This is a genomic window from Kitasatospora sp. NPDC004669 (assembly GCF_040609455.1).
Taxonomy (GTDB): Bacteria; Actinomycetota; Actinomycetes; order Streptomycetales; family Streptomycetaceae; genus Kitasatospora.
Genome location: NZ_JBEXKB010000039.1, coordinates 71,029 through 85,607, shown reverse-complemented (window position 1 = coordinate 85,607; position 14,579 = coordinate 71,029). Strand labels below are relative to the sequence as shown.

Below are 14,579 nucleotides of genomic sequence, written 5' to 3'. Positions count from 1 at the left end.
CAGCGGGGTGTAGCCGGTCTGCTCGACGACGGCGTCCGTGCCGTCCCGGTTCGCGCTGAACGAGCCCAGCGGGGGAGGGGCGAGGCAGAGCAGCAGGACGGCGGGGACGGTCAACAGCCAGGCCACCCGCGGGCCGTGGTCGTGATCGTGCCCGTGGTCATCGTGGTCGGTGGGGCGGTGCCAGACCGCGTTGCCCTCGGCGTCCCGGCCGAAGCGCATCACCGGATCCCGGCGACGCTCCGTCAGCCGCCGCACCACGCCTGCGATCCCGAGCCCGACCAGGACGAGCCCGGAGGCGATCAACGGGAGGCGCAGGCCCTCCTTCACGTACTGCAGGAACACATCGGTGCCGACGGTGATCCGCAGCAGCGCCGCGCCCACCAGGGCGACGAGCAGGGACGGGGCGAGACCCCGGACGGTGGTCTTCACTGCAGCGCGCCTCCGATCACGATGCTGGCGAGGACGGCGACCGCGAAGGTCGCGGAGGAGAAGCGGACGGCGAACGCGCGCCCGAAGGCGCCCGACTGGAGCGCGATGAGCTTGAGGTCGACCATAGGGCCGACCACCATGAAGGCGAGCCGAGCCGTGGGGGAGAAGCCGGTGAGCGAGGCGGCGACGAAGGCGTCCGCCTCGGAGCAGACCGCCAGTACCACCGCGAGGCAGGCCAACGCCGGTACGCCCAGCCAGGGTTCGTCGGCGAAGATCCGTAGCACCGACGGCGGGACGAGCACGTTGAAGGTGGCGGCTGCCGCGGCGCCGACCACCAGGAAGCCGCCGGCGTGCAGGAAGTCGTGCTGGAGGCCGCGCCGGAACTCCTCCAGCGGGTTGCGCGCACCCTCGCCGTGACCGGCCGGGCCCTTGGGCAGCCGCAGCCACTCGGGCCGGCCGAACGCCACCCAGAGCCAGCCCATCACGACTGCCGTGAGCAGTGACGCGAGCAAGCGGGCGAGCACCATCTCCGGTTTGCCGGGGAAGGCGATCGCGGTGGCGACCAGCACCACCGGGTTCACGGCGGGCGCGGACAGCAGGAACGCCAGGGCCGCCTCCGGGGCCACCCCGCGGCGCATCAGACTGCCGGCCACCGGGACGGACGCGCACTCGCAGCCCGGCAGAACGGCTCCCGCCACCCCGGCCACCGGCACCGCCAGCGCCGGGTTCCTCGGCAGCACCCGGGTGAACACCCGCTCCGGGACGAACGCCCCGATCGCCGCCGACACCACGGTGCCCAGCACCAGGAACGGCACACCCTGCACCACGATGGCGACCATGACCGTCCGCCAGGTCTGCACACCGCCCGCGTCCCACACCCGTACCAGAGCAACGGCCGCCCCGGCCGCCGCCAGTACCCCGATCAGCAGCGCGGGCCTCCAGCGGCGCGGGGTTTCCGCCGGTGCCGCTGGGACGTGCCGGGCGCTGCCGAGACTCGTCTCCACCAAGGTGACCGCCCCTCAGCCCGTTCGCCGCCGATCCGCGGCGAAACCTGTCTGCTCACCGTCATGTGGGGAGCGGGGACAGGCTAGCGGTGATAATCATATTCATCTAGGTCTTCCGTTGCTGCACTCCGATGGGTAGCCTGCGTTCACCGAGCCCACGGCGAGTGGCTGCATGGCTTGCTGGATGCCTTCCGGTGATCAGCGCGGAGCGGGTGGCGTCGTAGTGGCGCACGATCGGGCGCCGGAGATCGACGAAGGTGGGGATCCGGCAGCGGCGAGCCCGGCTGATGACACCCCCGGCCACGCCGGCTGTCCGGAGCCCCATCTGCTCGGCCACCCACTCCTCGGGCACACCTCCGGTCGCGTAGGGCAGGCACTTTGGAGATGCTGCCGACGGGGCGGGCCGGCGGCACGCCCCCAGCCGCACAATCGGGACCGAAAGGAGACGCGTAAGACTGCGCCGGTAGTGCGTGCTGGCGCGCAGCGACGCGATTGGTGCCGTTCCTACGAGAGGCTTTTGAGCATGATCGTAGCCAGGGGGCCGGAGGACGCCGGATTCTGTCCGGTGTACAGGTTGCGGTCAACCACCGTGTACGACTCCCACATCAGGCCGCGCGAGTAGTCCGTGGGAAGGTTTCTGACCTCGTCCTCCATGAGCCACTTGGCCTTGTCGGCGTAGCCGACGCCCGCCTCCTCGTCGTTCGTGAAGCCGGTGACGCGGTAGTTGGAAAACGGCGTGTCACCCTTCTCGTCCCGGGTGGCGAGCAGTGCCACCGGGGCATGACAGACGAGGCCGAGCGGTTTGCCGGACGCGAGGATCCTTCTCAGTAGCAGCCCGGAATCAGCATCGCACCAGAGGTCCTCCATGGGGCCGTGGCCTCCCGGGTAGTAGACCGCGTCGTGGTCATGGAGGTCCACGCCCTTGATCGGGATGGTGTGGCGAAGCTGCTCGGCCTCCTCGATGATGCCTTCCTGCTTCACGGATGCATCTTCTCCCCCTGTGAAGCGGGGTCGCAGGCTCATGGTGTCGCAGACGGGTACGACACCGCCCGGGGTGGCGACGGTGACCTCGTGGCCGGCCCCGCTGAACACGCTGTACGGACTTGTGAACTCCTCAGCCCAGTACCCGGTCGGGTGCCGGTGACCGTCCTTGAGCGTCCAGTAGCTTGCCCCGGTCATCACAAAAAGGATCTTGGCCATGAGAGAGCGCCTCTGAAGGTTGCAGGAATCTGATACCGGCGAAAGCGGTTCGACGTGACCGCTTGTCAGAGCGGCCTCTCTGAGCGTCTGGTTATTGGCTAGCGCTCAGTGCCGTGACCAACATCAGGCTCTCGGTCACGTACCGCGCAATTTTCTCCTTGTTGAGCTCCTTTCTGCTCGCGGTCACCTGGTAATGGGCGTCACTTGGCGACAGGAGTCTCCGGCTTCATTTCGTAGGAATGCTGGATGGACGGGTGCCGGGTCCCAAGGCCGTCCGTGATTTTGCGCTCCCACGGAACCTCCTGAAGATGCTTGGTTTCTTCAAGCATCGACTCGGGCTCCAAATTGCGGTAACTGTCGACCTCGCCGGCGGCGACGGCCGTCAACGTCGCATAGACCGCTTCAGGGTCGAACTGCGCGCGGGGGAAGGAGAGCTTGGAGTAGTCAAAGAGTCGCTGGGACGGGTCATCCTCCCAGCTCTCCCAGGTCTGGAACATGCGGTCGTTGAACCCGGTCAAGAAGGGCCCGGGGTTGACCGTGGCGACTTCGATTCTGTGCTCCTGCAGCTCATAGGCCATCGTCTCGGCGATGGCCTCGACTGCGTGCTTGGAGGCGGAGTAGATGCCAGTGAACGGGTTGACGTTCAGGCCCTCCCTCGAAGAAACCCAGACGATGCGGCCGGCCCCGCGCTTGATCATCTGCTTGGCGATCCCCTGAGTGAGGACCAGGGGCCCGGTGACGTTGACCTCGAACTGGTGCCGAATGTTCGACTCGGGAATGTCAACCGTGGAGCCGCCTTCGCCGACACCGGCGTTGTTTACGAGGATTTCCACACCCCAGTTGAGGGCCTTGCGACGGTCACCGTCGTTCGTGACGTCGAGCTTTTCGACCTGGAGCTTGACTCCGCGCTCGACTGCCTGCCACTTCAGTGTCTGCACCTGGGCGTAGATCTCCACCCCGGCGATCACGTCGAAGCCCTTCTCGGCCAGGCGCATGGCGGCTTCGAACCCGAAACCGGTGCCCGCTCCCGTGATAAGGACCTTCCTAAGTTCCGCATTCGCCATACCGAGCGCTTCCTTTCATGTCGTTGGTCCCGCAGTCGTCGACGTTTTGACCGTGCACTGAGAGCAGGCTGAGGTGCGCTACGCGCCGGCTGTCGTGTGCGAGGATGCTCCATCGCGAGGTAACAGCGAGGTATTCTGGCTCGGGAGCGTTGCACGATTATGGTCGACCCGTTCCAGTGGGGCCGGCAACCCAAGTGGTCCAATCGGGTATTGGCAGCGCACAGTGGTTGGTGGCCTCTGCTCAGGTCCCGGAAGGGTGTTCGGCAAAGTGGCGGACTGCCAGTGTGACGGGTGGTCCGATAGTCAAGCTCTGCGGCGGGTTGGTCGATCCAGATGCAAAGCGGGCATGGACTTCCGAAATCATGGTTTTCTCGACGCTTCGTGAACCCGCTGGAAGACCGTTTCGATCACGATCCGGACGCGACGTGAAGCGCGCTGGCGAGTAGGACTTGGTCAGTTCGGTTCAACGGTGGCGTGTCCGTTGGCTGGTTGTGTCGTTGGCAGTGGGTGACACCCGGGGAGATGGCGGAGGTCCGGAAGGACCTGGAGACGTTCACGGCGGAGATGTTCGAGGCGTTCGCGCACCGGGATCAGCAGCGCTGGGGACGGGTCTATGTGCGTGGGCTGTTGATGGACGGCGGGCGCAAGTCGGTGGAGCCGATGGCAGCGTGGCCGGCCAGACCGTCAGCGACGGGACGGCCGCGCAGGGCCCGATGAACTCGTGCTTCTGATCGGAGAGTTGGGTGATGGCTGTCCCGTGGCCAGGGGTCACTCCATGAGCCCTGCTGCACCACTCCACGGGACGTCATCCTGGAAGGTGCCCAGGTGTTGATGAACGACGCGGCGGACTCACTCCGGGCGCGTGTGGGGGATGAGTGGTGCAAATCGTGCGAGTTGGTCCTGGTCGAGGGTGCTCTGGAGGCTGGAGGGTGGAGGACTCCAGGCCTCTGGGGTGCGTTCACTCGGATGGCCCGCACGCGGAGACGAGCCGACCGGTGTCCTCGACGCTGGAATCCCGGGTGTCGCCTGACGCCTCCCACCGAAGGAGTGGCATGCGAATATCCTGTAAGTCGCGCCGCAATTTGAACATCGTCCGTTGGGGTGCGGCATTTCTAGCGCTATCGGGAACCATCTCCGCCCTGGCGGCCGTAACGGCGCAGGCCGGTGGTCCGAGCGGTGATCCCGGCAGGGAGAAGCCCACCATCGTGCTCGTGCACGGAGCCTTCGCCGACGCGTCGAGCTGGAACGGTGTCGTGGAACGGCTCCAGAAGAACGGCTACAGGGTGGCCGCACCGGCCAACCCCCTCCGCGGCATTCCCCAGGACTCGACCTACCTCGCGAGTTTCCTGAAGTCCGTCGAGGGGCCGATCGTTCTGGTCGGTCATTCCTATGGCGGAGAGGTGATCTCGCAGGCTGCCGTCGGAAACGACAACGTGAAGGCCCTCGTGTACATCAACGCGATCATGCCCGATGTGGGGGAGTCGTTCTCCAGCCTCTCGGCGAAGTTCGCTCCCCCCGAACTCACCAAGGCTTTGAAGCAGGTGCCCTTCCGCAACGGCGACGGCACTACCGGCACGGACGTGTATGTACAGCCGGACAGACTGCACCTGGTCTTCGCCGAGGACCTTCCCACGAGCCAGACCGATATTCTGGCAGCCACACAGCGTCCGATCGCGATGTCGGCGTTCACCGACAAGCTCACCGGCGCCGCATGGCGGAACAAGCCCGTTTACGCCCTTGTCGGCAAGCAGGACCGGGCGATCAATCCGAGCCTGGAGCGATTCGAAGCGAAGCGGGCGAATGCCCGTAAGACGGTGGAGATCGACTCCTCGCACGTGTCTCTTCTCTCCCAGCCGCAGGCGGTCGAGAACCTGATCGTCGTGGCCGTCGAGGACTACCTGCGGAAATAGGGCACCCCGAACCGGCCCGGGACGCATGCCGGCCCGGGCGCCCCGGAGAGAGGTAGGCGCCGCGGGACGAGCAACGTCCCGCGGCGCGCGTCGTTTGAGTATGGGCACTTCGCCCCGGTCGGGCACCGCCCCGCCGCGCAGCGGTTCCGCGAACCGCGCGGCAACCTCCGGCCGTCCCTCGACCTGGTGCCCTCCGGACGGCGAAGGCGTCCTCCGCGGCCGTCCTCGTTGGGCCTGCGCGTCCTGATGTCGCGTCAAGTTCTTTTTGTTAACCAGAAGTTTGGGATCCGGTATGTTCGAGGTGGATGAAAAGCCCTTTTGTGCCGATGAGATCCTCTTTCGCGCGACCGAGACAGTGCCGTTGACCAGGCATTTGCACAGTCGCAATGGCAGGGCTGCTGCTTGCGCCGTCGGTGATGACCACCAACGCGGCCGGATCGGCGATATCACCGCTCCGGCCCCTGCCCCGTTGCGTGCGGCCACCGGCGGACGGTGACGGCGGCCCGATCGCGCGGCGCTGCCGTACCAGCCGCAGTGCAACGGTGGAACCGTGGGTGCTGATATCGACATCCGCGCTGGCTGACAGCCAGTGCGGCGCTCTCCGGGAGGGGCACCCGCACCGGACACCCGCCTCGTGATCGGATCGAGCCGAGGCTGCGGCATGACGATCGCGCGTGCGGCCGCGTCTTGCCCGCCTCCTGACCACCAGGCCCATTCACGTTGGATGCACCGTCAGGACACGCCGCGTCTGCCGGCTGAACACCACGGGAAGGCTGACCGAGAGGTCTAGCTCGTTCTGCCTTGCTGCGCCAAGATGCTGTGCGGCCGATGGAACGTCAAGGTGCGCAGACAACTTGGTTGCGCTGTCCGTGGACACCATCGGATCGGACAGGCGCCGAGGCACTCCGCCCCAGCGCTCGGCAGGCCACGCGGGACGGCCGGATCGAAAGGACGCATCGGCGCGATGGCCGAGTTGAGTCGTAGGACGTTCATGTCGTTGTCGGCGAGCGCGGCGGCGAGTGCCGTGGTCGTCGCCGCAACGGATGCCAGCGCGCAGACGCCGAGCACCACCGGCACGATCAAGGACGTGCGGCACGTGGTGATCCTGATGCAGGAGAACCGCAGCTTCGACCACTACTTCGGCACCCTCAAGGGCGTCCGCGGCTTCGACGACCGCAGCGCCATCATCGTCAACGGCGGCCACAGTGTCTTCGAGCAGGCCGACGGCCTGTTCTCCCGGCAGTGGCCCTGGGCCTTCAGCGGCGGCAGCTCCGAAGAGCTGGCACAGTGCAACGGCGACCTGGCGCACTCCTGGTTCGACCAGCACCTGGCGTGGAACGGCGGCAAGATGGACAACTGGGTCCTCGCCAAGCTCACCAACCGCACGCTGGGCTACCTGAACCGCTCCGACATCCCGTTCCACTACGCGCTGGCCGACAACTGGACGATCTGCGACGCCTACCACTGCTCGGTGCTGTCCGCGACCGGCCCCAACCGCACCTATCACTGGTCCGGCATGATCGACCCGAACGGCACCGCCGGCGGCCCGGCCAACGACGGCGGCAGCGAGTCCGGGCTGCGCTGGCAAACCTACGCCGAGGCGCTGGAGAACGCCGGCGTGAGCTGGAAGGTCTACCAGAACGCCAACGACAACTTCGGCGACAACGCCCTGGCCTACTTCACCCAGTTCGCAGGCGCCGCCCCCGGCACCCCACTGCACGACCGCGGCATGGCCTCCGTGCCCCCCGTCACCGGCCGCACTCCGGACGACATCGCGTCGGCCATCAAGCACGACGTGCTGAACGGTACGCTGCCACAGGTCTCCTGGATCGTCGCCGACCAGCAGTCCTCCGAACACCCGTACGCCACCCCTGAGGACGGCGCACACTTCGTGCACATGGTGATGGACGCCCTGAACGCGGACCCCAACGTGTTCAACTCCACCGTCCTGCTGATCAACTACGACGAGAACGACGGCTTCTTCGACCACGTCCCGCCGCCGGCCGCGCCCTCCGGCACCCCGGGTGAGTTCTGCAAGGGCACCAACATCGGTCTGGGCTTCCGCGTCCCGCTGATCGCCATCTCCCCGTGGAGTCGCGGCGGTTGGGTCAACTCCCAGGTCTTCGACCACACCTCCGTGCTGCGCTTCCTCGAGGTGTGGACGGCCGCCCTCGACAAGCCCGCGAAGTGCGTGAACATCAGCGACTGGCGCCGCAAGGTCTGCGGCGACCTCACCAGCGTCTTCGACTTCGCCCACCCGGTATACGGGATGCCCGCACTGCCCGACACCTCGCAGACCATCGGACTCACCACCTGCGGCCCGCTGCCCAACCCCTCGCCGAGCACCAACTCCCGACCCACCCAGGAGCCCGGCACCCGCCCGGCCCGCGCCCTGCCGTACCAGCCCAACGCCAACCTGGACCGCATCGAGTACGACAACGTCAGCACCACGAAGGTGTGGCTGAAGATGTCCAACGACGGTGGACGCAGCGCCGCACACTTCGCCGCCTACGCCAACGCTCACCGTGACGGCGGCCCGTGGCAGTACACCGTGGACTCCGGCAGCCCGGTGAGCGACTTCTTCAACTGCGGCTGGTTCTACGGAAACGGCGCCTACGACCTGAGCGTGGTCGGCCCGAACCGCTTCCTGCGGCGCTTCATCGGCGACACCACCAAGGCGGGTGGCAACGTCGCCGTCACCGCCTCCTACGCGCCCGCACCGGACACCGGCAAGCTCGCGGTGTGGTTCGAGATGGTCAACCACGGCGGCTCGGCGGTGACCTTCACCGTCACCACGAACTACTACCGCCACGACGGCCCGTGGACCTACACCGTCCGGCCGGGTTCGTCCGTCCGCGACTGGTTCAATCAGGTGGCCTACTGCAACGGCTGGTACGACTTCGCCATCACCGTGGACTCGGACGGCGGTTGGTCGCAGCGCTTCAGCGGTCACCTGGAGACCGGAGGCCCCAGCGTCTCCGGCTGACCCTCAGCGCACACGCGGCATATCGGATGGCGTCACCCGTCACGCCCTCGGCCCTCAGTGTTACCGACCGGCGGCAGCGGCCACCGATGCTTCCTCGCCCTCGGGGACCCAGGTGTACCGGTAGTCCCATGCGCCCGGCACGCCAGCGCATCGGCTACCGCTCCCAGGCCGGCTCGACGTGGGGGGCGAATCCCAAGCGCTGCCCTGCCCGCAGCGGGATCCGGCCGTGCGCCGTGGAGCCGCTCAACCGCAGGTCCACGGGGCTCGACAGGAGCAGGATGTGAGCGCCCCCGTGGGCGGCGAGTGCGCTCCGGAGGGGTGAGAGGAGCGGGTGGACGAGTCCGAACTACGGGCGCGGCGCGTGGGCGGTCTCGATGGTCACCTGTCCTTCGGTGCAGGTGATCTGTCGCAGGAGCACTCCTGGGGAGGCGGTGCCGGGTGCGTGACCGCGTTCGCGCCGTCCCAGGGCGAGGGCGTCGTGCAGCACCACCGTGCCGTCGGCCGTGCGGAAGGTCGTCTCCAGGACGAGGGTGTCTTCGAGGTGGCGGCGGCTGGTGTCGGCAGGTTCGGTGGGGTGGATGGACCAGTGGCCGCATGCACGCCGTGGCTGGCCGCGCGGTTCACGAGGTCGGGAACAGGGGACCGCCCGCCATCAGGCCGCCGTCGACCAGGAGGATGTGCCCGGTGACATAGCTCGCCTTGTCCGACCCCAGGAATTGGACGGCCTGGGCGATTTCCTCCGGGGTGCCCGGCCGGTGCATGGGCAGCACCGAATCGACCGCTCCGCGCGCCGTGTCGTCGCCGGTGAACCGCTCGTACATGGCGGTCCGGGTGTAGCCCGGCGCGACCGCGTTGACCCGGATACCGTGAGCGGCGCCTTCGAGTGCGGCCGCCTTGGTGATGCCGACGACGGCGTGCTTGCTTCCGACGTACAACGTCGCCCCGGGGTAGCCCATCAGGCCGAAGGTGGAGCTGACGTTGACGATGCTGCCGTCGCCCTGTTCCCTCATGACCCGGAACTCGTGCTTCAGACACAGCAGCGTTCCCTTGACGTTGGTGTCGAAGGTGGCCTGGTAACGCTCGTCGGTCACTTCGGTGACAGGGCTGGGTGTTCCCTCGGTGCCGGCGTTGTTGAAGGCGACGTCGATCCGCCCGAACCGCGCGACGGCGCGGTCGACGAGGTCCTTCACATCGGCGTCGAAACGGACGTCGGCACGCACGAACTCGACCGGGGCGCCGAGATCGGACAGTTCCCCGGCGAACTGCTCACCCACGTCCTCGTGGCGGCCGGAGACGACAAGGTTCGCGCCCTGACGGGCGTAAGCCAAGGCGGTGGCGCGGCCGATACCGGTGAGTGCGCCCGTGATGAGGACGACGGGATCAGACACGTCGAGCATCCCTTCCTGTAATCGAACAGGCGAACGACGGATGTGCGGTTGGAACCCGCACGGCACCGGATTCCTCTTCGGGCAGGGGCGTATCCCCCAGTACCCCTGAAAGGAAGATGTTCCAGCCGGACGACCGGCCGCATCGGACCCGACCGCTCCATCCGTCGAACGGCGGCACGTGATGGCCCGTATGGCCCGCGGACGACGGCCTGGACAGACAACCGGAAGGCGGCCATAGACCTACCGACGGAGAGGAGCCCGAGGGCGCTCGTTCCGGCGGCTCGGAAGCGGCCGATCAGCAGCCGGGTACGAAGGCCTGAGGTAGCGAGCCGAACCGGCTCACTCATGCTGCCCACTGGGCGTCACTACCGGCGGGATCCGCCTGGTAGGTCAACTGGGCGTCCGCGTGGTCGAGGGCGGAGGCGAGTGCCTTGGCGGCCTCGTCGGCGGAGCCCTTGAGCAGGTGGCCATAGAGGTTGATGGTGATGGCCACGGTGGAGTGCCGAAGGGTCTTGGAGACGACGGCGAGTGGGATGCCGGCGGCGATCATGATGCTGGCGGCGGTGCGGCGAAGGTCGTGCAGGCCGATGCGGGGGACTTCGAGTTCGGCGGTGCGTTTGCGGAGCTGATCGAGGACCCACTGCGGGCGAAGCGGTGAGCCGCCGGGGGCGGCGGGCGAAGACGAGGCCCTCCAGCCGGCCGTCGGGGTGGGCGACCATGTGGAGGGCGGCCTGGCGGTGGGGGCGGCCATTGACGCCGGCCGGTGGCCGATGGCCAGTGGATGGCGGACGATGGAGACGAAGATGCGCCCGGATTCGAGGGGGCGAGGCTCTTGTGTTCCAGCTCCGACGCTTTGCCGGCCAGCGGTTGACCAGTCTCAAGGAGCGAGCACGCACCAGCGGCGCCGCTGCCGTCGTGGTGCATCTGGCGCCGTTGGCACTGATTCCGCTGATCACCCTTCTCGATCTGGTGAACCCCACCGCCCTGCTGCTGAACCGGCTGTTCGTGGCAGCGCCCGCACTGGCGGCGGCCAGCTGGAACGTGATCGGCACCGGCCTGATCGGGCTGGCCGCCCTCGGCGCCGATGTCGCCCTGGCGCTCGGCTACGGCCTGTTCGATCAGCGAGGGTCATGGCTGACCCTGATCGTGATCGCCGTGGTCACGCTGGCCGCCATGTACGTCAGCAAGGTGCGCCAGCAGCGCGAGCGCGCCCTCGCGGACGTCCTGTCCGTTGCCGAGGCCGCCCAACAAGCGCTGCTCAGGCCGCTGCCGCGCCGCCTGGGACCGTTGCGGATGGAGGCGCTCTATCTGGCAGCGGCGGCCCGCGCGCGGATCGGCGGCGACTTCTACGAAGCCCAGTACACGCCCCACGGCATCCGGCTGCTGATCGGCGATGTGCGCGGCAAGGGCCTGCCCGCCGTCCAGGTGGCGGCCGTGCTGATGGGCGCGTTCCGGGAAGCGGCGCCCGAGGCGCCGGACCTGCCCACGCTGGCCGCCCGCCTGGAGACCAGCGTGCATCGCTTCTCCCTTCAGGTCCCGGCCCCGGACGCCGAGGAGCGCTTCGCCACCGCGCTGTTCCTCGAGGTGCCCGAGGACGAGTCCGTGGTGCGCACCCTGAGCTGCGGCCACCCGCCGCCACTGCTGCTGAGCGAGGGACGGGTCCGCGTGCTGGAGTCCAGCATGCCGTCCCCGCCACTCAACCTCGCCGTGCTTTTGGAGGCCCAGTACACCGTGGACGTCTCGCCCTTCCGGCCGGGCGACAGCCTGCTGCTCTACACCGACGGGGTGAGCGAGGGCCGTGACCGCGCGGGGGACTTCTATCCGCTGACCGAACGCGTCGAGGGGCAGTGCGGCACATCCCCTGAGGCCCTGATCGAGCACCTGCGCACCGATCTGCTGGCCTACACCGCAGGAACGTTGGACGACGACGTGGCCGCCCTCGTCGTCCACCGCACCGCCCTCAAGCAGGGATGAGGCCGGCGAACACGCCACCAACGGCGGCCGTGAGGATCCGGCCGGGGCGGGAGCCGGGCAGGCGCTCGGGAGGCCGGCTCTCACGTCCGGCCACGATGGTGCCGTTCGTCGGCCTCCGACCGGGTGAGGCACGGGCATCGGGTTCGCCTGATCCGTCCGGGGCGGTGATCACTGCCTGCCGGGGTGGGACGGACCCGGCCCGGAGACGACGAGAGGCCACTGGCCGACCTCACCCCCGCCGAGGTCGAGCGGCTGTGGCGGCTCAACGCCACCGCGCACATCACTCTCACCCGGGCCGTGCTCCCGGCGATGCTGCGCGCGGGCTCGGGCGGCATCGTCACCATCGCTTCGCTGCTGGCCTTCAGCGCCGGCCTGGACATGGGTTTCCCCCGTACCCTGTACGTGGCTGCGAAGTCCGCCGTCGTCGGCTTCACCCGCACCCTCGCGGGCGAGCTGAGCGGCACCGGGGTGACGGCCACCGTCGTGTGCCCGGGCCTGGTCGACACCGAATGGTCCGGCGGGAGGAACCGCGACGACCCGCGGGCCATGCCCGCCACCGACGTCGCCCAGGCCCTGTGGACGGCCCGCAGGCAAGGCGAAGTGCTGTGCGTCCCGGGCATCGAGGACCCCGAGGTCGTTCGGTGCTGGACTGACACCGAACCCGCCCTGCTGCTCCAGGGCAACCACGCCCAACTCGCCCCCCGCTACCGGCGCCCGGCCCGGTAGCGCCGGCGTCCGCCTCGACGCGACATCGTGGACGATGACCCCGGGTACGCGCTTCGCGACCTGCCCGCCCCCGGCGGCCGGATCGCCGAGGGCATCGGGTGGATGGCCGGCTGCGAAGCCCAATTTGCTATGGCGCGAACGGTGTTGAGGCGTCCTGGGGCGCGCGGCCGGGCCTGTGCTAGCGTGTTCGGTGGACGTACGAAAGTCACGGTCCGGTAGGTAGTCCGGATGGCGAACAGTCGCTCGTACGGTGCCCGTTGAGGCACGTCCGGTGCGTCCCTTTTCGTTTCATGATCGAGAAGGGACACGGCTGTGTCGGATCTGCATGTCGTCATCGCCGGGGGCGGGCTGGGTGGCCTGGCCCTCGCGCAGGGACTTCACCAGGCGGGCATCAGCGTCGCCGTCCACGAGAAGGACCCCACCCCGGACTTCCGCAACCAGGGCTACCGCATCCGCATCAACTCAGACGGCATCACGGCCCTCAAGGCGCTGCTGACGCCGCAGGCGTACGAAGTGTTCGCCGCCACCGCCGGAACCCCCGGGCCGCGCATGGACACCTTCGACCACCAGCTGAACCTGCTGCACGCCCAGGAACTCCCGCTCATCCCGGGCCTGCCCGGCGGCGGAAACCTGGCGGTCAACCGCATGACGCTGCGCCAGATCCTGCTGTCCGGCCTGGATGAGGCCGTGCACTACGGCGCCCGGCTCACCCACTATTTCATCAACGCCTCTGGCTCGGTGACCGCGCACTTCGCGGACGGCACCAGTGCCACTGGCGACGTCCTGATCGGCGCCGACGGGGTCAACTCGGCGGTCCGCAGGCAGTACCTGCCCAAGGCGCGGGTCGGCGACGCCGGACTGCGGCTGCTCTACGGCAGGGTCCCCTTCGCCGGCGACGAGGCCCGAGCCCTGCTCCCGCCCGAGCTGCTCGGACTGTGGACCACCGTCGTCGGACCCGAGCGGCGCTTCGTCGGCCTGGCCCCCGTGCAGTACCGCGAACCGATGCGCGAGGTGACGGCCCGGCTCGCTCCCGACATCGCGCTCGGCGACGACAGCGACTACCTCGCGTGCGTCTTCGGCGCCCGCCGAGAACTGTTCCCCTGCACCGACGCGGAGTTGTTCGCCATGAACGGCGCACAACTGCGGGCGCTGACACTGTCGCTGGTGGAGGGCTGGCACCCGGGGCTGGTCGGGGCCGTGTCCCGCCAGGACCCCGCCTCGATCTTCCCGGTCTCGGTGCGCACCAGCGTGCCCATCGCCGCGTGGCAGACCACCGCGGTCACCCTGCTGGGCGATGCCATCCATGTCATGAGCCCAGCGATCGGCGTCGGCGCGAACACCGCACTGCGTGACGCCCGCGTCCTGACCGAGCGCCTCGTTCAAGCCGCCGGCGGCCGGCCGCTCGCCGAGGCCCTGCACGCCTACGAGGAAGAGATGATCGGGTACGGCTTCGACGCCGTGCGCGACTCAGCCGACCGCGGGCACCGCTTGGCGGGTCAGGACCCGTTGCCCTCCCCGCAGGCATAGGCGTCGGCCCGTTCGGCGTCCGCCTGCATGGCGAACCGTGAGCCCCCGGTGGCGGGCCCACGGTTCGCCCGCCATCGGGAGACCGCCGCGTGGGAGCCGATGACGGTCATCGGTGGCACTGTCCACGTCATGAGCCCGGTACTCGGTGCCGGGGTCAACACCGCCTGCGCGACGCCGAGCTCCTGGCGCCGAACTGCTCGCTGCGGTTGGCGGCGACAAGCCGCTGCTGTCCGCCATCGGCGACTACGAGAACGCCGTGTTCGGCTACGGGTTCGACACCGTGCGAGTTTCCGCGGCCATGGGTGAACGCATCATCGAACTGCGGCCTCTGCCTGCTTGACCCGCGGATCCGGCGCGGCCCGGGTCCCGCC

At 68.6% G+C, this 14,579-nt stretch carries 11 protein-coding genes and 1 pseudogene; 6 read left to right on the top strand and 6 right to left on the bottom strand.

All coding sequences use genetic code 11. The annotated features are described in order from the left end of the window. From ABZW30_RS28590 to ABZW30_RS28575, 4 genes and pseudogenes are all read right to left on the bottom strand, one after another. Positions 1 to 429, bottom strand: a pseudogene (locus ABZW30_RS28590) (TIGR03943 family protein); the annotation flags it as partial. After that, on the bottom strand, positions 426 to 1,436 hold the full coding sequence (locus ABZW30_RS28585; RefSeq protein WP_355674077.1) for a permease: 1,011 nt from the start codon (positions 1,434 to 1,436) through the stop codon (positions 426 to 428). The gene ABZW30_RS28585 and the pseudogene ABZW30_RS28590, both read right to left, overlap by 4 nt. A 501-nt stretch (positions 1,437 to 1,937) precedes the next feature. Next, positions 1,938 to 2,633 carry a type 1 glutamine amidotransferase domain-containing protein gene (locus tag ABZW30_RS28580; protein ID WP_355674076.1) on the bottom strand — a complete coding sequence of 232 codons (696 nt, stop codon included), beginning with the start codon at positions 2,631 to 2,633 and terminating at the stop codon, positions 1,938 to 1,940. A gap of 200 nt (positions 2,634 to 2,833) precedes the next feature. Then, on the bottom strand, positions 2,834 to 3,697 hold the full coding sequence (locus ABZW30_RS28575) for an SDR family oxidoreductase (RefSeq protein ID WP_355674075.1): 864 nt from the start codon (positions 3,695 to 3,697) through the stop codon (positions 2,834 to 2,836). 522 nt (positions 3,698 to 4,219) lie between these two features. On the opposite strand from ABZW30_RS28575, the gene ABZW30_RS28570 reads away from it, so the two are divergent. The 3 genes from ABZW30_RS28570 (at position 4,220) to ABZW30_RS28560 (ending at position 8,593) form a co-directional block, all read left to right on the top strand. Next, positions 4,220 to 4,414: a transposase gene (locus tag ABZW30_RS28570; protein ID WP_355674074.1), complete on the top strand. Its 195-nt coding sequence runs from the start codon at positions 4,220 to 4,222 to the stop codon at positions 4,412 to 4,414. A gap of 335 nt (positions 4,415 to 4,749) precedes the next feature. Beyond that, a complete protein-coding gene (locus ABZW30_RS28565) occupies positions 4,750 to 5,607 on the top strand; it encodes an alpha/beta fold hydrolase (protein ID WP_355674073.1) in 858 nt (285 codons plus the stop codon). A 964-nt stretch (positions 5,608 to 6,571) separates the two neighbouring features. Further along, positions 6,572 to 8,593, top strand: a complete 2,022-nt coding sequence (locus ABZW30_RS28560; protein WP_355674072.1) for a phosphocholine-specific phospholipase C — start codon at positions 6,572 to 6,574, stop codon at positions 8,591 to 8,593. Positions 8,594 to 9,213: 620 nt separating this feature from the next. On the opposite strand, the gene ABZW30_RS28555 is transcribed toward ABZW30_RS28560, so the two are convergent. Beyond that, a complete protein-coding gene (locus ABZW30_RS28555) occupies positions 9,214 to 10,047 on the bottom strand; it encodes a glucose 1-dehydrogenase (RefSeq protein ID WP_355674071.1) in 834 nt (277 codons plus the stop codon). A 277-nt stretch (positions 10,048 to 10,324) separates the two neighbouring features. Further along, positions 10,325 to 10,732, bottom strand: coding sequence for a tyrosine-type recombinase/integrase (locus ABZW30_RS28550; RefSeq protein WP_355674070.1), 408 nt, complete (start codon positions 10,730 to 10,732; stop codon positions 10,325 to 10,327). 116 nt (positions 10,733 to 10,848) lie between these two features. Here ABZW30_RS28550 and ABZW30_RS28545 point away from each other — a divergent pair, with 116 nt between their 5' ends. The 3 genes from ABZW30_RS28545 to ABZW30_RS28535 all read left to right on the top strand — a co-directional run bounded on the left by ABZW30_RS28545 (position 10,849) and on the right by ABZW30_RS28535 (position 14,208). Continuing rightward, positions 10,849 to 11,955, top strand: coding sequence for a PP2C family protein-serine/threonine phosphatase (locus ABZW30_RS28545; protein ID WP_355674069.1), 1,107 nt, complete (start codon positions 10,849 to 10,851; stop codon positions 11,953 to 11,955). Between the two features lie 183 nt (positions 11,956 to 12,138). Beyond that, entirely contained in the window at positions 12,139 to 12,681 is a 543-nt protein-coding gene (locus ABZW30_RS28540) for an SDR family NAD(P)-dependent oxidoreductase (protein WP_355674068.1), read from the top strand. A gap of 312 nt (positions 12,682 to 12,993) precedes the next feature. Continuing rightward, a complete protein-coding gene (locus ABZW30_RS28535; RefSeq protein ID WP_355674067.1) occupies positions 12,994 to 14,208 on the top strand; it encodes an NAD(P)/FAD-dependent oxidoreductase in 1,215 nt (404 codons plus the stop codon). Positions 14,209 to 14,579: the final 371 nt, after the last annotated feature.